A 20388-nucleotide genomic window follows, 5' to 3' on the forward strand; every position below is an offset into this window, starting at 1 on the left:
ATGCGCCGTCCCTGTGGGAGCGGGCTTGCCCGCGATGGCCGCGCCTCGGTCAGGGAAATGACAAATAAATCAGTAGCCGTTGGAGCCGTAATCAACCTGAAAGTCGAACCCGGTAACACGCTCCACGCTAGTTTCAATGAGGCCATCCGGCAACAGCCGCAACCAGCGATACCCCGGCGCCTGGTCACTGACCTTGAAATCATCACTGCCCGGCTCGAACTGAATGCAGGTCGAAGGCGAGGCGATCAGACGCACGCCGTTACGCAACTGATCGATTTCCTGATGCACATGCCCCCAAAGCACGGCACGCACCTGCGGAAAACGATCCAGCACTGCAAACAACGCTTCCGGATTACGCAAGCCAATCGGCTCCATCCACGCGCAGCCGATCGACCCCGGATGATGGTGGAACCACACCAGATGATGCCGCTCCGGCGCCTCACTCAACGAGCCAACCAACCCCTGCAACTGCTCATCCTGCAAATCCCCCGGCCCCGACCCCGGCACGGCAGAACCCAGCAACGTCACCCGCCAGTTGCCGACATCCACCACCGATTCCAGCAACGCGCTCTGCACCGCGGCCTCGGCCATGATCTGCGGCTCATCGTGATTGCCGGGAATCCAGCGCGCCGGCGCATCGAGCTGCCCCGTCAGGTCGCGAAACAACTGATAAGACTCCAGCGACCCGTCCTGGGACAAATCACCACTGGCAATGATCAAGTCGATCTGCGGCTGCTGGAGGCGCACCAGTTCGATGACCTTTTGCAGGCTGTCGCGCGTATTCATGCCCAGCAACGTCCCGTCCGTTTCAGCAAACAGATGACTGTCGGAGAGTTGCACCAGCAACGCCGAATCGGCGGTGGTCAAAGTGGATACGCTCGGCAAGGCGTTCTCCCAGGGCTGAATCACGGGATGGATGAGTGCCGCAATTATGCTGGGGGACGATCAAAAGGGGAAACCTGTGAACCTGACGCAGTTCACAACTACCGAACGACTTCGTACTCGCCAAAACTAACGTACGACTTCGTACTCGTGCCCCAACGCCAAGCAATGGCTCAGCCATTCCCCCAGAAACATATTCAGCTGGGCTTTTTCGTCCGGCTGATGCATCGAGGCGTTCGGGTAAGGATAGATGCCGCGAAAGCGTCGTGCATGTTCGGCACTGACCACTTCAGCCATGCAGGCGTCGTGATAGACCTGAACTTCCAGTTGCGGCACCGGCAGCCAGGGCAGGCTGTGTTCCTGGCGCACTTGCAGGGTCGTGGTGTACGGACAGACCTGCAGCACTTCCAGAGCCAGTACACCGAGCATCTGGTCGCCATGGGTCACGGCAATACGCCGCGCGGCCGGCTCATTGCGCATGTCCGGCAGCAGTCGCATCAGGCGCGCGTAGTTCGCCTCGCAGGACGCTTGCAGCCCTACGAGGTCCACCCGATAGCGATCGCGCAGCTTGTTTACGACCATAACCCCCTCACTTCAACGCGGTTCAACGCTAACCATTGCAAGGCAATGATGCTTGCCGCGTTGGCAATACGTCCGTCGCGTACGGCTTGCAAGGCATCTTCAAACGCCCAGACCGTGACGCGGATATCTTCTGCTTCTTCCTCCAGCCCATGCAGGCCGCCGACCCCGGTTGTTTCGCAACGCCCCAGGTACAAATGCACGAATTCATTGCTGCCGCCCGGCGATGGAAAATATTTGGTCATCGGCCAGAGCGCCCCGAACACAAGCCCAGCTTCCTCCTGCGCTTCGCGGTGAGCAACTTCTTCCGGTTGTTCATCTTTGTCGATCAGACCAGCGACCAGTTCGATCAGCCACGGATTGTCAGTCTTGCCCATCGCACCGACGCGAAACTGCTCGATCAGCACCACTTCATCGCGCTGCGGATCGTAGGGCAGCACGCAAACAGCGTCATGGCGAACAAACACTTCACGATGGATTTCGCGGCTCATGCCCCCGGCGAACAATTCGTGACGCAAGTGCACGCGATCGAGCTTGTAGAAGCCCTCGAAGCACTTTTCGCGCCGAACGATATCAACGGCGGTCGGAATGGCGTTGGCAAAATCAGTCATGACAATCCTCGTTCTACAAATCCTGTCCGAGGCTCCAGCCTCGACTTCGCGCCATCCTAACGCGCCCGTGACCTTTGATGCAGCCCCTTTACCGTCAGCGGGATGGACGGTGAGGGTGAAACCAACTCTAATTAGCTTAGTGGCGAACTGACTGCTTCGTTGATAGTCGAAGCGGATAACTTTTCGCCTTTCCCTGTTTTATGAAGGACGCCCATGTCGCTTTTTAAAATCGCCTCCGTGGCCGCAATCGCCCTGACTCTGGGCGCGTGCCAGAGTCTGTTCCAGCCCAACTACCGGGCGCCGCTGGAAACTACCCGCGACGCGACCGAACAGCTGAAGCCGGGCTGCACGACGCCCGATTGCCCGTTGGTGAACATCGATACGCTGCGCTTCCCGGCCGAACCGCAGCTTGACGGCATCATCGAAAAACGCCTGCTGCAAATGACCCGCACCTCGCCCGACGCCCCGGTGGCGCCGACGCTGGCGGCCTATCGCGATGAGTTTTTGCGCACCGCCGGCCCGCGCTACAGCAGCTACTTGCAAGCCAAGGTACGTGAGCAGCATGACGGCTTGGTGATCGTCGAATTTTCCAGTTACCTGGACACCGGCGGCGCCCATGGCACGCCGGGCCGCAGCTTCATCAACTATTCACGCCAGCAACATAAAGTGCTGACGCTGTCGGACATGCTGGTTCCGGGGCAGGAAGAAGCGTTCTGGAAAGCCGCGCAAGTGGCACATAACAGCTGGTTGATCAGCACCAAGCTCGATCAGGAACCGGAGTTCGTCAAGAGTTGGCCGTTCCAGAAAACCCAGAACGTGGCGCTGACCTACGGTGGGGTGATCCTCAAGTACGAAGTGAGCACCATCGCGCCTTACGCGCTGGGCCACGTCGAACTGAAGATCCCTTACCCACGCCTGAACGGCATTCTCAAGCCCGAGCTGTTTCCGGGCCGTAACTGAAGGCCCGGCCCAGCACCAGCTGCAGCAGCCCTGCCAGAATCAACGACGGCAGGGTTGCGCCGATGTCCGGATACAGGTTGGCCAGCAAATGATACGTGCTCACCCCGCCCAACCAGGCGAGCAACGCCGGCCAGCGCAATGCGGCCGACGCCACCTGAGCACTGCGTTTGCGCAGGATAAAGTGATCCACCAGCACCACGCCGAACAGCGGCGCAAACACCGAACCGATCAACAGCAGGAAGTTCTGGTACTGGGCCAAAGGCGCCAGGCAAGCGATCAGCGTGCAGATCACGCCGATGGCCAATGCCAGGTGCTCGACTTTCAAGCGCAACAGAATTCCGCTGGACACCGCTGCCGAGTGAATATCGGCGAACGCGTTTTCCGACTCATCCAGCAAAATCAGCAGCAGCGGAATCCCCAGGCCAGCACCGGCCAACGCCAAGAGCAAGGCATTCACTTCACCGCTCGGCGCGAACGCCAGGGTGTAGGCCACGCCCAGGCTCATCAGCCAGAAGTTACCGATAAAGAAGCCGATGGCGGTGCCACCGAAGACGTTTTTCGCACGCTTGCCGAAACGCGAGTAGTCGGCGATTAGCGGCAGCCACGACAGCGGCATGGCGATGGCAATGTCGAAGCCCACGGCAAACGGCATCGAACCATCACCGGCCTGTGCCCACAACGCCGCCAGATCGGCTTTGGCGAACAGGTTCCAGGTCAACCAGATGCACGCCGCCAGCAGCAGCCAGATGCCCCACTTGCGCAGGATCTGACGCACGAACGTGAGCGGGCCACTGACGGCTAGCAAGGTTGCCAGGCCGCCGAAGAAAACGGTCCAGAGCAGCGGATTCGACAGCAGGCTGCCTTCGCTGAACGCACGCGCACCCAACAGACTGGCGGCGTCGCGCATGACGATGATTTCGAACGAGCCCCAACCGATCAGTTGCAGCAGGTTCAGCACGGCCGGCAGGCTCGCGCCGCGTTTGCCGAGGCTGAGCTTGAGCGCGGCCATCGACGACAGGCCGGTGTCGCTGCCGATCACGCCGACGGCGGCCAGCAGCAGAACGCCAACCAGCGTGCCGAGGAAAATCGCCAGCAGCGAGCCGGACAGGCCCAGGCCTGGCGCGAGCAGAGCGCCGGTCTGCAGCACCATCAGGCCGATGCCTAGGGAAAACCACAGGGAAAACAGATCGCGACCGCCGAAGACACGTTTGTCGGTCGGCACCGCGACATCAGGGGAGTAAGTGCTGGGTTGAATGCTCAAGGGTGTTATCTCAGAGGGACATTTGTTGTTGTGTCGATCGCTATCGCGGGCAAGCCCGCTCCCACAGGATTTGCGAGCGACACAAATCATTGTGGGAGCGGGCTTGCCCGCGATGAGGCCCATTCAGGCCCCACCCTTTCGGATCAGATCAAACCTTCTTGTACAGCTGACTGCCTTCCTGCTTGAACCGCTCAGCCTGTTCCGCCAATCCCTGGGCGACTTCGGCATCGATCGTTTCGATCCGCTGGTTGGCCGCGTATTCGCGGACTTCCTGGGTGATTTTCATCGAGCAGAATTTCGGCCCGCACATGGAGCAGAAGTGCGCGACCTTGGCCGAATCCTTCGGCAGGGTTTCATCGTGATACGAACGGGCGGTGTCCGGATCAAGGCCCAGGTTGAACTGGTCTTCCCAACGGAATTCGAACCGCGCCTTGCTCAACGCATTGTCGCGGATCTGTGCGCCCGGATGCCCCTTCGCCAGATCGGCGGCATGCGCGGCGATCTTGTAAGTGATGATCCCGGTCTTCACGTCATCCTTGTTCGGCAGGCCCAAGTGTTCCTTCGGCGTGACGTAGCAGAGCATCGCGCAACCGAACCAGCCGATCATTGCCGCACCGATACCCGAGGTGATGTGGTCGTAGCCCGGTGCGATGTCCGTGGTCAGCGGGCCGAGGGTGTAGAACGGCGCTTCGTCGCAGCACTCAAGCTGCTTGTCCATGTTCTCTTTGATCAACTGCATCGGCACGTGGCCCGGGCCTTCGATCATGCACTGCACGTCGTGCTTCCAGGCGATCTTGGTCAGCTCGCCGAGGGTTTCCAGCTCACCGAATTGTGCGGCGTCGTTGGCGTCGGCAATCGAGCCAGGACGCAGGCCATCGCCCAGCGAGAAGCTGACGTCGTAGGCCTTCATGATTTCGCAGATGTCTTCGAAATGGGTGTAGAGGAAGTTCTCTTTGTGGTGCGCCAGGCACCACTTGGCCATGATCGAACCACCACGGGAGACGATACCGGTCACGCGTTTGGCGGTCAGCGGCACGTAGCGCAGCAGTACGCCGGCGTGAATGGTGAAGTAGTCGACGCCCTGCTCGGCCTGTTCGATCAGCGTGTCGCGGAACAGCTCCCACGTCAGGTCTTCGGCAGCACCGCCAACTTTTTCCAGGGCCTGGTAAATCGGCACCGTACCAATCGGCACCGGCGAGTTGCGGATGATCCACTCGCGGGTTTCGTGAATGTGCTTGCCGGTGGACAGGTCCATGACCGTGTCCGAACCCCAGCGAATGCCCCAGGTCAGTTTCGCCACTTCTTCTTCGATGGACGAACCCAGTGCGCTGTTGCCGATATTGCCGTTGATCTTCACCAGGAAGTTACGGCCGATGATCATCGGTTCCAGTTCGGTGTGGTTGATGTTGGCCGGAATGATCGCGCGACCGCGAGCGATCTCGTCACGGACGAATTCTGGAGTGATGATTTTCGGCACGCTGGCACCGAAGCTGTGACCGGCGTGTTGCTGGTCCAGCAGGCCAGCGGCGCGCGCCACTTCCAGCTTCATGTTTTCGCGGATGGCGACGTATTCCATCTCGGCGGTGATGATGCCTTTACGGGCGTAGTGCATCTGGCTGACGTTGGCACCGGCCTTGGCGCGGCGCGGGTTGTTGACGTGGGCGAAACGCAGCTTGGTCAGCTCGGCATCGGCGAGGCGTTCCTGGCCGAAGTTCGAACTCAGCCCGGGCAGGCGCTCAGTGTCGCCACGGAATTCGATCCACGGCGAACGCACATCGCCGAGGCCTTTGCGCACGTCGATGATGACGTTGGGATCGGTGTACGGGCCCGAGGTGTCGTACACAACCACTGGCGCGTTGATCTCGCCGCCGAAATCGGTCGGGGTCACGTCGAGGCTGATTTCGCGCATCGGCACGAGGATGTCCGGGCGGGAGCCCTGGACATAGACTTTTTGCGAGCGGGTAAACGGCTGAACCGACTGTTGATCGACTTGTGCCGAATCACTCAGGTTCGTAGTGTTTTTTAGTTTTATCGTCATCACGGGCTCTCCAGACAGCATCCAGGCAGTGGAATTTTGTCGGAGCGAACCTGTAACGAATGGACGCACGTGAGCTGGGAAAACCAGCAGTGCTGTGCTCAGTGCTCGAGGGGTGTTCGATTGTCGAACAACATCCCGGACGAAGCACAAGAGGACTCGCCGGGTGACGAGAAATCTTGTTCCCTACGCAGGCGCTAACCTGATCAGGTTCAACGGGATCCGAAATTATTCGATCTCAGCCTCATAGCAAGGCACCCCGACAAGAACCCGGCCAGTCTAGACACAACTGACAAAGAACGCCAACACCGCGATAAACACCATGATGAATGGCGCAATCAGATGATTGTTGCCGCTCGTGTGCGCAACTACACTCGCAACGGCCATGCTGCGCATTGACGTTGCGGGGTCGGCGCCTTACCTTTGGCGCTCAAATTATCAGCGTAATTTTTTAGGGAACGCCTCATGCTGCGCAAACTCTCACTGGCCGTTGCCGTGTCATGTGCGTCCAATGGAATGGCCTGGGCAGCAGAAGCGCCCTTATCGACCAAAACCGATCTGGTCAGCGTCTATCAGGAAGCGGTGGACAACAACGCCGACCTGGCTGCTGCTATCGCTCAATATGGCGCCCAGAAAGAAGTCGTGCCTCAGGCCCGCGCCGGGCTGCTGCCCAATCTCTCGGGTGGTGCTGAACTGGCCGCTGTGCGCACCGCGATCGATCAGCCATCGGCGACCGCCAACCGTAACGCGCATTCCTATCAGGCGACCCTGGCTCAACCGCTGTTCCGTGCTGATCGCTGGTTCCAGTTCCAGGCCGCCAAAGACGTCAACGAACAGGCCGCCCTGCAGCTCTCGGCGACCCAGCAAAACCTGATCCTGCAGAGTGCCGAAAGCTACTTCAACGTGTTGCGCACCCAGGACAACCTCGCCTCCACCAAGGCTGAAGAAGCCGCCTTCAAACGCCAGCTCGATCAGTCCAACGAGCGCTTCGACGTCGGCCTGTCGGACAAGACCGACGTGCTGCAATCGCAAGCCAGTTATGACACGGCGCGGGCCAACCGGATCGTCGCCCAGCGTCAGGTGGATGATGCGTTCGAAGCCCTGATCACCCTGACCAACCGTCAGTACAACTCGATCTGGGGGGTCGTCCATACCCTGCCGATTTTGCCGCCGGTGCAGAACGACGCCAAAGCCTGGGTCGATACGGCGGCCAGACAGAACCTCAATCTGCTCGCGAGCAACTACGCCGTCAGCGCCGCCGAAGAAACCCTCAAGCAGCGCAAGGCCGGCCATGCACCCACCGTGGATGCCGTGGCGAAATACGAGAAAGGTGACAACGACGCCCTCGGTTTCAGCAACCCGAACGCCTTCGGCCAGCCTTACGGTGGCAACGTCGAGCAAACCACGGTTGGGCTGCAACTGAACATCCCGATCTACAGCGGCGGCCTGATCAATTCCCAGGTGCGCCAATCGTACGCACAACTGGACCAGTCCGAGCAGCAACGCGAATCGCTGCGTCGGCAAATCGTCGAAAGCACCCGCAACCTGCACCGCGCGGTCAACACCGACGTCGAGCAGGTGCAGGCGCGCAAGCAGTCGATCATCTCCAACCAGAGCGCGGTGGAAGCGACCGAAATCGGTTATCAGGTGGGGACGCGAAACATCGTCGACGTGCTGGATGCGCAGCGCCAGCTGTACACCTCGGTGCGCGACTACAACAACACGCGCTACGACTACATCCTCGACAACCTGCGCTTGAAGCAAGCTGCCGGCACGTCGAACCCGGGGGACTTGCAGGATCTGGGGCGTTATCTGAAGGCCGATTACAACCCGGACAAAGACTTCTTGCCGCCGGATCTGGCGAAGGCTGCGGCTGAGCAACTCAAAGCCCGACCTTGACGCAGAATCTGTAGGAGCACGGCTTGCCGGCGAAGGCGATCTCACTAACGCCTTCGCTGGCAAGCCTAGCTCCTACGGATCGCGGGGATGTTCGAAATCAACGGTCCCCACCGTTACCGGTCGATCAACCGTCCCAGCCCATCCAGCAACCGCTGCAACGCGCCCTGATTGGTGCGCATCACCTTCAACCCCGCCTCTGCCATCCGCTGCGCATCGCGTGGCAATTCGAACAGCCGCTGCACGGCCAGCGCCAAACTTTCGGCATCCTCGACTTCCTGCAACGCCCCGGCGCTGCGCAACTGCGTGGCGATTTCGAGGAAGTTGAACAGGTGCGGCCCGCTCAACACCGGTTTGGCCAGCGCGGCCGGTTCCAGCAGATTGTGCCCGCCGTTCGGCACCAGGCTGCCGCCGACGAAGGCGCTGTCGGCCAGCGCATACAGAAACAGCAACTCGCCCATCGTGTCGCCCAACAGCACCGTGGTCTGCGCAGTCACCGGCTCACCCGTGGAACGACGTACTGTGGCGAAACCCTGCTGCCGGCACAATTCGAACACCGGATTGAAACGCTCCGGATGGCGCGGCACCAGAATCAGCAAGGCATCGGGATGGCTGGCGAGCAACTGACGATGAGCCGCCAGCACCACTTCGTCTTCACCTTCGTGCGTACTCGCGGCGATCCACACCGGACGCTCCGGCGCCTGCCATTGCCCCCGCAACTCGGCGGCGCGCTGGAGCAGTTGCGGGTCGATGGTCAGGTCGAACTTGATCGAACCGGTCACGTCGACAGTTTGCGCGCGAGCGCCGAGATCGCGGAAGCGCTGGGCCTCGGCTTCGGTCTGCACCGCGAACAGGCTCATCTCGGCGAGCATCGGTCCGGTCAGTTTGGCAAAGCGGCCATAACCCTTGGCCGAGCGCTCCGACAGTCGCGCATTGGCCAGTGCCACCGGAATCCCGCGCTGGGCGCATTGGTGAATGTGGTTCGGCCAGAGTTCGGTTTCCATGATCACCGCCAGTTTCGGCTGGACCCGATCAAGAAAGCGCTTTGCCGCGCACGGCAGGTCGTACGGCAAATAGCAGTGCTGGATGCGCGGCTCATTGGCGAACAGGGCGTTGATGCGCTCCGAACCGGTCGGCGTCATGCAAGTCACGGTGATTGGCAATGTCGGATAGCGTTGCAGCAAGGCGCGAATCATCGGCGCCGCGGCAATGCTCTCACCCACGGACACTGCGTGCACCCAGATACCGCCAGGCTTCATGGTCGGCAGTCCGAAGGAGAACCGCTCGCCAATGCGCTTGGCATACGCCGGCGCCTTGCGTGCGCGCAGCCACAGCCGAATCGCTACCAATGGCAGCCCCAGGTAAAACAGCGCGGTGTAGAGAGTTCTATTCATGGCGGCGGAGTTTATCGGCTTTTCTCGCCGATCGCCTGCAAGTGCACGGCAAAACGTTCCGCCAACCAACGCGCCGCCGGGCCAAGAGGTTCGTCGCGGCGCCAGACCAGTTCCACCACCAATGCTGGCGGGGGCCATTCGCTGACCAGGCCGGCCATCTGATTCTGATACGTCGGGCACTGCACCCCGTGCCGGGGCAGCCAGGCCCAGCCGAGGCCGCGCACCAGCCATTCGGCCATCACGTAAAAACTGTCGGCACGCCAGACTTGCGGACTGGCAGGTTCGCTGCCGGGATAAACGCTGGACTCGGTGGACATCAGCAACTGGCGATGCCGGGCCAATTGCTGGCAGTCGACTTCGCCCTTGCCCGCCAATGGATGGCTTTTGCCGCACACGGTGACCATTTCGACACTGCCGAGTACCCGTCGCTCAAGCGCTTCGGGGATCTGATCGTGGAAGAACAGCAGCCCCAGATCGGCCCGACGCTCCACCAGTTTGCGCGCGACATCGCCTTGGGCGGCGCTGGTCAGCTGCACTTCAAGGCTGGGAAATTTTTCCGCCAGGGCTTCGAAGCTTTCGATGATCGGCTGATAAGGCATCGCCTCATCCTGCGCCACCCGCAGCCGCGCCTCCTGACCGCGCATCATCGCCAGCGCCCGACCATTGAGGCGCTCGCACTGGCGCAGCACTTCCCGCGCCTCTTCCAGCAAGGCATTGCCAGCCTCGGTGAGTTTCGGCTGACGACCGCTGCTGCGGTCGAACAGGCTCACACCCAAGTCCTCTTCGAGCAACGCAATCGAACTGCTGACCGCCGACTGCGCCTTGCGTTGATCGCGCGCCACGGCCGAAAACGAACGCTGCTCCGCTACGCTGACAAACAGCCGCAACTGCTCCAGATTCCATTGCATGTTCATGAGGCAACCCATCTTCAGAACAGATAGGTAATGACTTTACCGCATCTGGGGAATCACTAGAATGCCGAACTCGCAAAGCAACACTTCATACGAGGATTGACCCATGACCGCTTACTACTACCTGGCCATTGCCATCTGCGCCGAAGTGATTGCCACTGTTTCGATGAAAGCGGTCAAAGGCTTCAGCACGCCACTGCCACTGATTCTGGTGATCGTCGGTTACGGCATTGCCTTCTGGATGCTGACGCTGGTGGTGCGCAGCGTGCCCGTGGGCGTGGCGTACGCGGTGTGGGCCGGCATGGGCATCGTGATGGTCAGCGTCGCGGCGCTGTTTATCTACGGGCAGAAGCTTGATGTGCCAGCGATGCTGGGGATGGCGCTGATCGTATTGGGCGTCGTAGTCATCCAGCTCTTCTCCAAAACCGCCGGGCACTAACAATCTGTAGGAGCCGGCTGGCTGGCCGTAGGAGCCGGCTTGCTGGCGATCAGTCAACGCGGTGCACCAGGCACACCACTTTCGCTGGCAAGCCAGCTCCTACAAGTTGCCCTCCTGCAACAGATCCTGAAGATGCCTTGTATACTGCGCCCTCGTCTTGAACACTGAGGTCGCTGCATGCCATCCGTTATTTCCACCGACGTTCTGATTGTCGGCGCTGGTGTCGCCGGCCTCTGGCTGAATGCGCGTCTGCGCCGCCAAGGGTTTTCGACCGTGCTGGTGGAAAGCGCCAGCCTCGGCGGCGGGCAAAGTGTGAAGTCCCAGGGCATCATCCATGGCGGCGCCAAGTACGCGTTGCATGGCGCCCTGACCGGCGCCTCGGAAGCCATCGCCGACATGCCGCGTCGCTGGCGTGAAGCCCTGGCCGGCGACGGCGAGCTGGACCTGTCCGGTGTACGCCTGCTGTCCGAAGCCCATTACCTCTGGTCCCCCGGCACGATCGCCGGCAACCTCACCAGTTTCTTCGCCAGCAAAGCGGTGCGCGGCCGCGTCGATCAGGTCAAGGGCGATCAGTTGCCGCCCGCCCTGCAAGACAAACGCTTCAAGGGCAAGGTTTACCGATTGGCGGAATTGGTGATCGACGTGCCGAGCCTGGTCCAGCGCCTGGCCGAACTGGCCGGTGATGGTTTGCTCGCCGGGCAGCAGATCGAACCGTTGCTGGAGGGTGGAAAACTCGTCGGCTTGAAAGTTGACGAGCGCGAGATCCGCGCCCAGCGCATCGTCCTCAGCGCCGGTGCCGGTACGGCGGCGTTGCTTGAAACGCTGGGGCTGAGCAAACCGGCCATGCAACGCCGTCCGTTGCACATGATCATCGCCAAAGGCCCGGGCCTTAAACCGCTGTATGCGCATTGCCTGGGCGGCGGCACCAAACCGCGCATGACCGTGACCACCCATCCGGCCGCCGATGGCCAGTGGGTCTGGTACTTGGGCGGCGATATTGCCGAAGCCGAAGGCGTCGCCCGAAACCCCGCCGAGCAAATCGCCACGGCGCAGAAAGAACTCGGCCAGTTACTGCCATGGATCGACCTGAGCACCGCGCAATGGGCGACCCTTCGCGTGGATCGTGCCGAGCCGCTGCAATCGGGCCTGACTCGTCCCGACAACGCGTTCCTCGCCGAAGAAGGCCGCTTGCTGGTGGGTTGGCCAACCAAACTGGCGCTGGCGCCGGACTTCGCCGATCGTGTGATCGCCTCCCTGCAACGCGACGGCATCCAGCCAAGTCATCCTGCCCCGTTGCCCGAATTGCCAAAACCGCCGATGGGCGTTCCTGCCTGGGAGCAACTGTTGCCATGAGCCAACCGACCCTGCACGACCTGCATCGCCCCTTGGGCAGCACCGGCCTGCTGGTTTCGCCCCTGGGCCTGGGCACGGTGAAACTGGGCCGCGATCAAGGGGTGAAGTACCCCAGTGGCTTCCAGATCCCCGACGATGACGAAGCACGCATGCTGCTCAACCTCGCGCGCAACATGGGCATCACCCTGATCGACACCGCCCCGGCTTATGGTCGTAGCGAAGAGCGTCTTGGCCCGTTGTTGCGTGGCCAGCGTCAGGACTGGGTGATCGTCAGCAAGGTCGGCGAAGAGTTTGCCGACGGTCAGTCGAGCCACGATTTCAGCGCCGCGCACACCCGGCTTTCGGTGGAACGCAGCCTGCAACGCCTGGAAACGGATTTTATCGATCTGGTGCTGGTGCATTCCGACGGCAACGATCTGGCGATTCTCAATGACAGCGAAGTTTATGCGACGCTCGCCGAACTGAAGCGCGAAGGCAAGATCCGCGGCTACGGCTTTTCCGGTAAAACCGTCGAAGGCGGTTTGAAGGCTCTGGAACAAGGCGATTGCGCAATGGTCACCTACAATCTGAACGAACAGAACGAGAAGCCCGTCATTGACTATGCTGCTGCTCACGGCAAAGCCATTCTGGTCAAAAAAGCCCTCGCCAGTGGTCACGTGTGCCTGAGCCCAGGTGTCGATCCGGTGCGCGCCAGCTTTGAGTTGTTGTTTGAACATCCGGGCGTTGCCAGTGCTATTGTCGGGACCATTAATCCGCTGCACCTCGCCCACAACGTCGCGACCGTTGCCCAGGTCCTACGTAGAAACTGATGCCGCCCACGCGGCCTTAAGCAGGAGCCGACATGCCGCGTACGCTCATAAGAAAGAACCCGAGCAACTTCAAGACCCTGCCGTTGTACGTCGAAGCGACTCCCGAAGGCTTGAGTTATCAGAGCGTCGGTATGCCGCTGAATTTTTCCCAGACCTTGCAACGTCGCCGCCCGGTAACGGTGGCCGACACCGAGCGTTTTGCTTTGGAACTGGCCAACCTCGGGGTTTCGGTGCGCCTGACCCTGCACTGGCAGAATCGCGATTACTGGGTGTTGGTGCGTCAGCGGCGGCAGGACCGTGGCGATGTGGTGCTCAAGCTGATTTCCGGCTACGTCCCGGCCCATGAGCTGAACCTGCCACTGCACACGGCAATCCAGGAGATTGCCGAAGAGTGCCTGCTGGAAACGCCGGAAGGCTGGTTAGGCGGGCGTTTCAACGACACCTGGCTGCCGGCGCCCTACTCGTCCGCTTTGCATTACCGTGAGGCGCTGCCCTTTCGCCTGACGCCGTTGTCCGGTTCGGCGCGGCCAGTGCGTTGCGCCAAGATGCAGTTGATCGAACGTCCTCGCGCCTATGTGCACTTACCCACTGCGTCGTTACAACTGATTTATGACTTGCGCCTGGATGTGCCCAAGGAAGCTAAATCCCTGAGTCTGTTTCATGTCGACGAGCGACTGGAAGGCGATCAATTGGTGGCCCGGCTCGATCGCAAACGCCCCGATTTGTACCTGATGCCGTTGCACGACGGCCAGCCGATGGCCGAGCTGTATACCTTGAAGAAGGATCAGCTGTACCCGGCGAGCACTCGCGGGTTGTACCTGGCGGAAAGCTTTGCCCGGCAGGAAGGCTGGCTGGTACGCGATGAACGGATTCGTTGGAAGGATTGGGTGCGACAGCAGGGTTTGAGCCCACCGGGGAAGGATTCGGGCCTGGCCCGGCTACGCGGGAAAGCCAAGCAACTGCTGAAGAAAATCGTGCCGCGCAAGAAAGTCAGCTCGTAAAAGCAAAAGATCGCAGCCTCGTTTCACTCGACAGCTCCTCCATTGAAATACGATTCCCTGTAGGAGCTGTCGAGTGAAACGCGGCTGCGATCTTTTATGACGTCACTCGGACTGGCGGATCTGCTCGACAATCGCGGGCGTCGCGCTGTTTGCCACCACCCCCAGCACTTTCACGGTCCCGCCGTAAGCGGTCACGATGTCTGCGCCGACGACTTGCTCGATCCCGTAGTCGCCACCCTTGACCAACACATCCGGCTTGACCGCACTCAGCAGGTTTTCCGGAGTGCCTTCAGGGAAGCTGATCACCCAGTCGACAGCACCCAGACCCGCCAGTACCGCCATGCGCCGATCGACACTGTTGCTCGGACGACCCGGCCCTTTCAGGCGGCTCCCCGGCGCATCGTCGTTGACCGCAACGATCAGGCGCTCGCCTTGGGCCCGCGCCTGTTCGAGGTACGTCACATGACCGGCGTGCAGGATGTCGAAGCAGCCGTTGGTGAATACAATTTTCTCTTTGTGAGCACGGGCATCGTCGACCGCCAGCAACAGCTGCTCAAGACCCAGCACACCGCGCTCGGAACCTTCTTCACGCTGGATGGCGCGACGCAGTTCCGGCGCGCTGATGGCCGCCGTACCGAGTTTGCCGACCACGATGCCCGCCGCCAGGTTGGCCAGGGCCACCGCGTGGGGCAGTTCTTCACCCGCGGCAATCGCTGCCGCCAGGGTGGAAATCACCGTGTCGCCGGCACCGGTCACGTCGAACACTTCACGGGCACGGGCCGGCAAGTGCAGCGCCGGATGATCCGGGCGCAGCAAGGTCATGCCGTGTTCGCCACGGGTCACCAGCAACGCGCCGAGGTCGAGGTCGTGCATCAACTTCGCGCCTTTGCTCACCAGCTCGTGCTCATCCGCGCAACCGCCGACGATGGTTTCGAATTCGCTGAGGTTCGGCGTGATCACGCTCGCACCGCGGTAGATCGAGAAATCCTTGCCCTTGGGGTCGGCCAGCACCGGAATGCCACGGGCGCGGGCGGCCTGGATCAGCACCTGATGGTTTTTCAGCGCGCCTTTGCCATAGTCGGACAGGACCAGCACCTTGATGCCTTCGAGCAATTCGTCGACCTGCTCGCCCAGCGCCAGGGCGTCGGTGGCGAACGGTTCTTCGAAGTCGATACGCAGCAGTTGCTGGTGACGGCTCATGACCCGCAGCTTGACGATGGTCGGCTGGTGCGCGATGCGCTGGAACAACGCCCGTACGCCAGCGCCCTTGAGGCTATTGACCAGGCTGTCGGCAGCTTCATCGTCGCCGGTAACGCCGACCAGCGAGGCCGGGGCACCGAGGGCGGCAATGTTCAACGCAACGTTGGCGGCACCGCCCGGGCGGTCCTCGATTTGCTCGACCTTGACTACCGGCACCGGCGCCTCAGGGGAAATCCGTGAGGTCCCACCATGCCAATAACGGTCGAGCATGACATCGCCGACCACCAAGACAGGGGCTTGATCGAATCGCGGCATGGACAACTTCATGGAGCAACCCACATACAAAATGAACAGGGGCGCGATATTAACACAGGGTTGGCGTGGGCTTGTGCGACAGCTGCATTGGGATGATTCAACAGGTTTTTTTGCTCATTTTTTGATCAGCAATCCCGATAATCGACGGCAGGCCTCCACCATCTCCAGCGCCTGCGTGTCAATTTCACATTCCGCACCCAACGGCGCCTCATAGGGACTGTCGATGCCGGTGAAATCCTTGATCCGTCCGTCCCGGGCCGCCTGGTACAAGCCCTTGGGGTCGCGTTGCGCGCACACGGCGAACGGCGTGCTCACATACACCTCGATGAAATCGCCCTCGGCGAACAACCGACGCGCCGCCTCACGCTCCGCGCGAAACGGTGAGATCGCTGCAACGATCACAATCAGACCCGCATCGACCATCAGACGCGCCACCTCGGCCATGCGCCGGATGTTCTCCCGGCGACATTCTGCGCCCATCCCCAGATCACGGCATAAGCCCGCGCGTAGATTGTCGCCATCGAGGACGAACGTGTGCAGCCCGAGTTGATGGAGTTGCAACTCAAGGGCGTTGGCCAGTGTCGACTTGCCCGCCCCTGATAATCCGGTCATCCAGAGGCAACGTGGCCGCTGCGATTTGAGTGCGGCCCGGTCGCTGCTCGACAGCGATAACTGATAAGGCCTGATCCGCGAGACTGGCATCGACAGCGCTTCATTCATAACCCAGCATCTCGTAATCGCGCTCATACACCCGCCGCACCAGCCGGCGGGTACGCGTGGAACAGAAATCACGGACAGGCATCGGGCTCCTCTGCTGTGTGCTGTTGACGTGGGGCAGTTGCACTGCGTGCCCCAACTGCTCGCAAACAAAACGGAAATCCCTCTCCAGGTGTTCCTGATAGCCGATGAAGTCGAGTGCCAGGTGCCCGAGGGAGTCAGTGAGAAAATCCGTTTGCGCGGCGAAATGCAGTTGCCGGTGGATCGTTTCAGGGTGCAGCCAGCGACTAACGAAATCGTCGAAGTCGCGGTACTGGCTGACCAGTTTCTGCGCAGCCTGATCGCGCTGGCTCAATTCGTTGCCCCGTAGAAAGGCGTAGGCCGAGTACGCCCTTTCCAGAGGATCGCGGACAAAAGCGAACTTGAAACTGCCAGCAAACTGCTTGGGAAATTGCTGCTCGTACCAATACAACGGCACGTGCCCCGGCGTCCAGCCATCGAACAGCGCTGCACACACACTGCTGCCGGCGCATTTGGGAACGTGGATGAACAGACAGGAACGCTGCGCGAAGGCTTGAGGAAAACGCAGGTTGGCCGACATCGACTTGTTTACTACCTGACGGTCCACGACCGACAGCCGCCCCAGCAAGAATTGCCGTTGCGACTTGGGCAACAGCTTCCAGAGATAACGTTGCAACATTGAATTACCCGCGCGAAGGGGATCGCCCCCTCGATTGAAGTCAAAGATTCGTTCAGGAACCTTAACAAGCGCGGTGCAGAGTTTTATTCAGGTTTGGTCAAGACAGGTAAGTATCTGGATACAAAACACCGGACGCATTGCACGCCGGATGTGCGAGAGGGCGAGCCAGGCTCACCCTCTCTCAGCAGTGTCAGGCGATACCGGCGGTGACCGGTTCGTCCAGGCCCATCGCATGCAGTCGCGAGTAGTAGCCGTTTTGCGCCAACAGTTGAGCGTGGGTGCCACGCTCGACGATTTCGCCATGGTCCATGACCAGGATCAGGTCAGCCTTCTCGATGGTCGATAGACGGTGGGCAATCACCAAGGTCGTGCGCCCTTTCATCACCTGATCCAGCGCAGCCTGGATATGCCGCTCGGATTCGGTATCGAGCGCCGAGGTTGCCTCGTCGAGAATCAGCAACGGTGCATTCTTCAACAAGGCCCGGGCAATCGCCAGGCGCTGACGCTGGCCACCGGAGAGCAGCACGCCGTTTTCGCCGACCTGGGTGTCCAGGCCTTCAGGCATTTCCGAGATGAAGTCCATCGCATAAGCATCAGTGGCGGCTTTTTCGATGTCGGCACGGGGGGCACCGGCAAGGTCACCGTAAGCGATGTTGTTGGCAATGGTGTCGTTGAACAGCGTCACGTGCTGCGTCACCTGCGCCACATGCCGACGCAGATTGCGCAGACGATACTCTTCGATTTCCACGTCATCGAGCATGATTTCGCCGATATCGTGGTGGTAGAAGCGTGGGATCAGGCTGGCCAGCGTCGACTTGCCGCTGCCGGAGCGACCGACCAGGGCAATCATCTGCCCCGGCGCTGCGGTGAAGCTGATGTTCTTCAGCACTTCACGCTCGGTCCCCGGGTACGTGAAGCTCAAGTTGCGCACTTCAAGGTGGCCGTTGACACGGTCGCGTTCGACGGTGCCGTTGTCCACTTCAGGCTCGACGTCCAATTGCTCGAAAATGCTTTCGGCACCGGCCACGCCTTTCTGGATGGTCGAACTGACTTCCGACAACTGTCGAATCGGCTTGGGCAGCAGGCCCGCAGCGGTGATGTAGGCCACCAGATCACCGGCGGTCGCGTCGCCGCGCAAGAACAGCACCAGGAACATCAGCACGGCCATGGCGGTGTAGATCACCAGTTGCAGCATCGGCGTGTAGACCGCGCCGGTCTTGGTCATGCGCAATTGCTTGTCGGTGTTGCCCTGGCTGGCGGCGGCAAAGCGCTGCTCTTCATAGCTCTCGCCACCGAAACTGCGCACCACGCGATAGCCCTGGATGGTCTCGGAGGCCACGTGAGTCACGTCACCCATCGCCACCTGGATCTTCTTGCTCTGCTTGCGGAATTTCTTGCTGGTATTACCGACCATGAAGGCGATCAGCGGCAGGATCGCCAGCATCACGATCGTCAGCTTCCAGTTCATCCACAGCAGATAGGCAAAGAGGAACACCACGGTCAGACCTTCACGAATGACCACTTTGATGGCGTCCGTGGCCGCACCGGTGACCATGGTCACGTTGAAGGTGATGCGCGAAATCAGGTGCCCGGAGTTATGGGTATCGAAATAACGGTTGGGCAATACCAGCAACTTGTTGAACAGCTCGACGCGCAGGTCATGCACGAGCCCCAACGAAACTTTAGCCAGGTAGTAGTTACCCAGGAAAGAACCCAGGCCTTGCCACGCCGCGATCAGGATGATCAGCAACGGCACGGCCATCAGCAACTGCAAGTCTTTCAGATAAGGAACATTGGGGAAGAGCACCGCTTCAGGGTTGCTCAGGCCATCGACGAAATATTTGAGAATCCCGGCCAGCATCGGCTGAGTAGACGCAAAGATCACGAAGCCCACAATACTCAGCAGGAATAGACCGACATAGGGTTTTACATAACCCAACAGCCGAAGATAAATTTTCAGGCTGGAATCCTGTCCCGCTTTGGGCGGTGCGTCACTCATCGTAGAGCTCACTTGTTAGGAAGAACGCGAAATTTTATCACAAGCGCCGGAATTGGCCCGCGCCCATACCAACACACTGGCCAGGCCAATGGGTAACCAACTGATGAACCACTCGGCTCTCGGCGTTCCGGTCAGGCTGGCCGCATCGAACTGCATGGCCAGGGATGAAAACAACCATATGCCGATGATGCCCTGGCCATAAATCGTTTCCCGGGCCTTCCAGGCCTCACGCAGGACTGCAAGCCATGTTGCACACCACAACAACAGCCCAGGCAGACCCAATTCGATGGCCACATGGCTGAAGAGGTTATGGGCGTGATCAAAATAAAGGCCCTCTGTGAACACTTTATAGTTGCCGCCAAGACCTAATCCGCGCCATGGGTGTTCGGCGATCATTTGCAGGCTCGCCATCAGGATTTGCGGGCGGTAGGAAACACCGCGCGCCAACACCAAAGGCTCGAAAAACCAGAAAGCCAGCATCGCCACTGCCAACGCAGAGACGGCAATGATGCGACTGCGACGGTCACGGCACCAGATCGGCATGGCGACCAACGTGAAAAACAACGCCAACGCCGCACCACGACTCTGGCTAAGCACCACAAACGCACCAATCAACCCCAGCGCGACGGCCCAGACTGCTTGCATCCAGCGGTCGCGCGGCACCCAATGAACCAGCCACACGGCTGCCAGCCCAATGACGTACCCCCCCAGAATCGGGTGAGACAACTCGCCCAAACCTTCAACGCGCTCGTACCAGGCGTTGCCATTGACCCCGTAGAACTTGACCATCGCAGCCAACGCAGTCAACGCCACCCCTATGCCGCCCCATTGCATGACGCGGATGACCCGCTCGGGCCGGGCATTGGCAAAAATCGGGAAGAACAACAAAAACACACCGATGTACAACAAGCGCTTGGCTTCGCGACCCGGGTCTTCGACGTTGGTCCACGAAAGACTGATCAACGACCAGACCAGCAAACCGAGCATTGGCAGGTAGACCCAGCGCTGCTGACTGCACAGTTCTGCGAGCCTGGCCCGTGCTGGCCAGGCGAACATCAGGGCTGGCAGCCAGAGCAGTGCGAGCAAACCTTGCTGATAGAGTTTGTTGGAGGGCGCAACGGCGATGGCGAGCAAAAACCACAGCAGCCCCGTAGTCATCCATACTTGCGCCCAGCGTGTTTCCTGCATCAATCTGCTCCTTGGTTCGTTCACCCCGCCTAACCCGGCATGGTTAAAACTGAAACTTTTCGGCATCATTGCTCGCCACTGTGCCCCCGCTATTCCAACAAGGCTTTCTACGATGCAATGCTCCCGGCTTCCGCAAGA

18 protein-coding genes and 1 riboswitch are annotated in these 20388 nt (G+C 60.5%); of the genes, 6 read left to right on the forward strand and 12 right to left on the reverse strand.

The window, feature by feature from the left end; translation table 11 throughout:
* Positions 1–69 precede the first annotated feature (69 nt).
* The 3 genes from cpdA to AEQ67_RS21540 all read right to left on the reverse strand — a co-directional run bounded on the left by cpdA (position 70) and on the right by AEQ67_RS21540 (position 2072).
* The gene (gene cpdA / locus AEQ67_RS21530) at positions 70–885 is read right to left on the reverse strand and encodes a 3',5'-cyclic-AMP phosphodiesterase (RefSeq protein WP_059405840.1); all 816 of its coding nucleotides are present in this window, start codon (positions 883–885) and stop codon (positions 70–72) included.
* Between the two features lie 126 nt (positions 886–1011).
* Positions 1012–1464 (reverse strand): DUF1249 domain-containing protein, encoded by a 453-nt coding sequence (locus AEQ67_RS21535; protein ID WP_046819863.1) that lies wholly within the window; start codon positions 1462–1464, stop codon positions 1012–1014.
* Positions 1455–2072 carry an NUDIX domain-containing protein gene (locus AEQ67_RS21540; RefSeq protein WP_059405841.1) on the reverse strand — a complete coding sequence of 206 codons (618 nt, stop codon included), beginning with the start codon at positions 2070–2072 and terminating at the stop codon, positions 1455–1457. The genes AEQ67_RS21535 and AEQ67_RS21540 overlap by 10 nt, the downstream gene beginning before the upstream one ends.
* A 213-nt stretch (positions 2073–2285) precedes the next feature.
* On the opposite strand from AEQ67_RS21540, the gene AEQ67_RS21545 reads away from it, so the two are divergent.
* Positions 2286–3032 carry an RsiV family protein gene (locus AEQ67_RS21545; protein WP_059405842.1) on the forward strand — a complete coding sequence of 249 codons (747 nt, stop codon included), beginning with the start codon at positions 2286–2288 and terminating at the stop codon, positions 3030–3032.
* On the opposite strand, the gene cytX is transcribed toward AEQ67_RS21545, so the two are convergent.
* Together cytX and thiC are read right to left on the reverse strand one after the other, a co-directional pair.
* Positions 3001–4293 (reverse strand): putative hydroxymethylpyrimidine transporter CytX, encoded by a 1293-nt coding sequence (gene cytX, locus AEQ67_RS21550; RefSeq protein WP_059405843.1) that lies wholly within the window; start codon positions 4291–4293, stop codon positions 3001–3003. The genes AEQ67_RS21545 and cytX overlap by 32 nt on opposite strands.
* 148 nt (positions 4294–4441) lie before the next feature.
* The gene (gene thiC, locus AEQ67_RS21555; RefSeq protein WP_059405844.1) at positions 4442–6331 is read right to left on the reverse strand and encodes a phosphomethylpyrimidine synthase ThiC; all 1890 of its coding nucleotides are present in this window, start codon (positions 6329–6331) and stop codon (positions 4442–4444) included.
* A 163-nt stretch (positions 6332–6494) separates the two neighbouring features.
* Positions 6495–6600: riboswitch (TPP riboswitch) on the reverse strand.
* A gap of 193 nt (positions 6601–6793) precedes the next feature.
* On the opposite strand from thiC, the gene AEQ67_RS21560 reads away from it, so the two are divergent.
* Complete coding sequence (locus tag AEQ67_RS21560; protein ID WP_059405845.1) at positions 6794–8227, forward strand: TolC family outer membrane protein; 1434 nt, start codon at positions 6794–6796, stop codon at positions 8225–8227.
* A gap of 113 nt (positions 8228–8340) precedes the next feature.
* Here the strand turns inward: AEQ67_RS21560 and waaA are convergent, their stop codons facing one another.
* Positions 8341–9618, reverse strand: a complete 1278-nt coding sequence (gene waaA, locus AEQ67_RS21565; protein ID WP_059405846.1) for a lipid IV(A) 3-deoxy-D-manno-octulosonic acid transferase — start codon at positions 9616–9618, stop codon at positions 8341–8343.
* An 11-nt stretch (positions 9619–9629) separates the two neighbouring features.
* Entirely contained in the window at positions 9630–10532 is a 903-nt protein-coding gene (locus AEQ67_RS21570) for a LysR family transcriptional regulator (protein ID WP_177333668.1), read from the reverse strand.
* A gap of 103 nt (positions 10533–10635) precedes the next feature.
* Between AEQ67_RS21570 and AEQ67_RS21575 the strand changes: the two genes are divergently transcribed.
* From AEQ67_RS21575 to AEQ67_RS21590, 4 genes are all read left to right on the forward strand, one after another.
* Positions 10636–10968 carry a DMT family transporter gene (locus AEQ67_RS21575; RefSeq protein WP_008027887.1) on the forward strand — a complete coding sequence of 111 codons (333 nt, stop codon included), beginning with the start codon at positions 10636–10638 and terminating at the stop codon, positions 10966–10968.
* Between the two features lie 177 nt (positions 10969–11145).
* The gene (locus AEQ67_RS21580; RefSeq protein ID WP_059405847.1) at positions 11146–12321 is read left to right on the forward strand and encodes an NAD(P)/FAD-dependent oxidoreductase; all 1176 of its coding nucleotides are present in this window, start codon (positions 11146–11148) and stop codon (positions 12319–12321) included.
* Entirely contained in the window at positions 12318–13130 is an 813-nt protein-coding gene (locus AEQ67_RS21585) for an aldo/keto reductase (RefSeq protein WP_059405848.1), read from the forward strand. The genes AEQ67_RS21580 and AEQ67_RS21585 overlap by 4 nt, the downstream gene beginning before the upstream one ends.
* Before the next feature lie 32 nt (positions 13131–13162).
* The gene (locus AEQ67_RS21590) at positions 13163–14131 is read left to right on the forward strand and encodes a hypothetical protein (RefSeq protein ID WP_059405849.1); all 969 of its coding nucleotides are present in this window, start codon (positions 13163–13165) and stop codon (positions 14129–14131) included.
* A 102-nt stretch (positions 14132–14233) separates the two neighbouring features.
* On the opposite strand, the gene hldE is transcribed toward AEQ67_RS21590, so the two are convergent.
* The 5 genes from hldE to AEQ67_RS21615 all read right to left on the reverse strand — a co-directional run bounded on the left by hldE (position 14234) and on the right by AEQ67_RS21615 (position 20250).
* The gene (gene hldE / locus AEQ67_RS21595) at positions 14234–15658 is read right to left on the reverse strand and encodes a bifunctional D-glycero-beta-D-manno-heptose-7-phosphate kinase/D-glycero-beta-D-manno-heptose 1-phosphate adenylyltransferase HldE (RefSeq protein ID WP_059405850.1); all 1425 of its coding nucleotides are present in this window, start codon (positions 15656–15658) and stop codon (positions 14234–14236) included.
* Between the two features lie 102 nt (positions 15659–15760).
* Positions 15761–16366: an adenylyl-sulfate kinase gene (gene cysC / locus AEQ67_RS21600; RefSeq protein ID WP_059405851.1), complete on the reverse strand. Its 606-nt coding sequence runs from the start codon at positions 16364–16366 to the stop codon at positions 15761–15763.
* Entirely contained in the window at positions 16359–17063 is a 705-nt protein-coding gene (locus AEQ67_RS21605; protein ID WP_059405852.1) for a sulfotransferase family 2 domain-containing protein, read from the reverse strand. Before AEQ67_RS21605 ends, cysC begins: the two co-directional genes overlap by 8 nt.
* A 190-nt stretch (positions 17064–17253) precedes the next feature.
* Complete coding sequence (gene msbA / locus AEQ67_RS21610; protein WP_059405853.1) at positions 17254–19062, reverse strand: lipid A export permease/ATP-binding protein MsbA; 1809 nt, start codon at positions 19060–19062, stop codon at positions 17254–17256.
* Positions 19063–19077: 15 nt separating this feature from the next.
* Entirely contained in the window at positions 19078–20250 is a 1173-nt protein-coding gene (locus tag AEQ67_RS21615; RefSeq protein WP_059405854.1) for an O-antigen ligase family protein, read from the reverse strand.
* Between the last annotated feature and the right edge of the window lie 138 nt (positions 20251–20388).

Origin of the sequence: Pseudomonas sp. RIT-PI-q (assembly GCF_001297125.1) — a bacterium.
Lineage (GTDB): Bacteria > Pseudomonadota > Gammaproteobacteria > Pseudomonadales > Pseudomonadaceae > Aquipseudomonas.

Bases quoted from the DNA above. Each gene is read 5' to 3' on its own strand.
- AEQ67_RS21615 (WP_059405854.1), bottom strand. From the start codon at position 20,250: ATGCAGGAAACACGCTGGGCGCAAGTATGGATGACTACGGGGCTGCTG.
- AEQ67_RS21545 (WP_059405842.1), top strand. From the start codon at position 2,286: ATGTCGCTTTTTAAAATCGCCTCCGTGGCCGCAATCGCCCTGACTCTG.
- AEQ67_RS21575 (WP_008027887.1), top strand. From the start codon at position 10,636: ATGACCGCTTACTACTACCTGGCCATTGCCATCTGCGCCGAAGTGATT.
- AEQ67_RS21560 (WP_059405845.1), top strand. From the start codon at position 6,794: ATGCTGCGCAAACTCTCACTGGCCGTTGCCGTGTCATGTGCGTCCAAT.
- AEQ67_RS21605 (WP_059405852.1), bottom strand. From the start codon at position 17,063: ATGTTGCAACGTTATCTCTGGAAGCTGTTGCCCAAGTCGCAACGGCAA.
- cysC (WP_059405851.1), bottom strand. From the start codon at position 16,366: ATGAATGAAGCGCTGTCGATGCCAGTCTCGCGGATCAGGCCTTATCAG.
- AEQ67_RS21535 (WP_046819863.1), bottom strand. From the start codon at position 1,464: ATGGTCGTAAACAAGCTGCGCGATCGCTATCGGGTGGACCTCGTAGGG.
- msbA (WP_059405853.1), bottom strand. From the start codon at position 19,062: ATGAGTGACGCACCGCCCAAAGCGGGACAGGATTCCAGCCTGAAAATT.
- AEQ67_RS21580 (WP_059405847.1), top strand. From the start codon at position 11,146: ATGCCATCCGTTATTTCCACCGACGTTCTGATTGTCGGCGCTGGTGTC.
- AEQ67_RS21585 (WP_059405848.1), top strand. From the start codon at position 12,318: ATGAGCCAACCGACCCTGCACGACCTGCATCGCCCCTTGGGCAGCACC.
- AEQ67_RS21590 (WP_059405849.1), top strand. From the start codon at position 13,163: ATGCCGCGTACGCTCATAAGAAAGAACCCGAGCAACTTCAAGACCCTG.
- thiC (WP_059405844.1), bottom strand. From the start codon at position 6,331: ATGACGATAAAACTAAAAAACACTACGAACCTGAGTGATTCGGCACAA.
- AEQ67_RS21570 (WP_177333668.1), bottom strand. From the start codon at position 10,532: ATGAACATGCAATGGAATCTGGAGCAGTTGCGGCTGTTTGTCAGCGTA.
- AEQ67_RS21540 (WP_059405841.1), bottom strand. From the start codon at position 2,072: ATGACTGATTTTGCCAACGCCATTCCGACCGCCGTTGATATCGTTCGG.
- hldE (WP_059405850.1), bottom strand. From the start codon at position 15,658: ATGAAGTTGTCCATGCCGCGATTCGATCAAGCCCCTGTCTTGGTGGTC.
- waaA (WP_059405846.1), bottom strand. From the start codon at position 9,618: ATGAATAGAACTCTCTACACCGCGCTGTTTTACCTGGGGCTGCCATTG.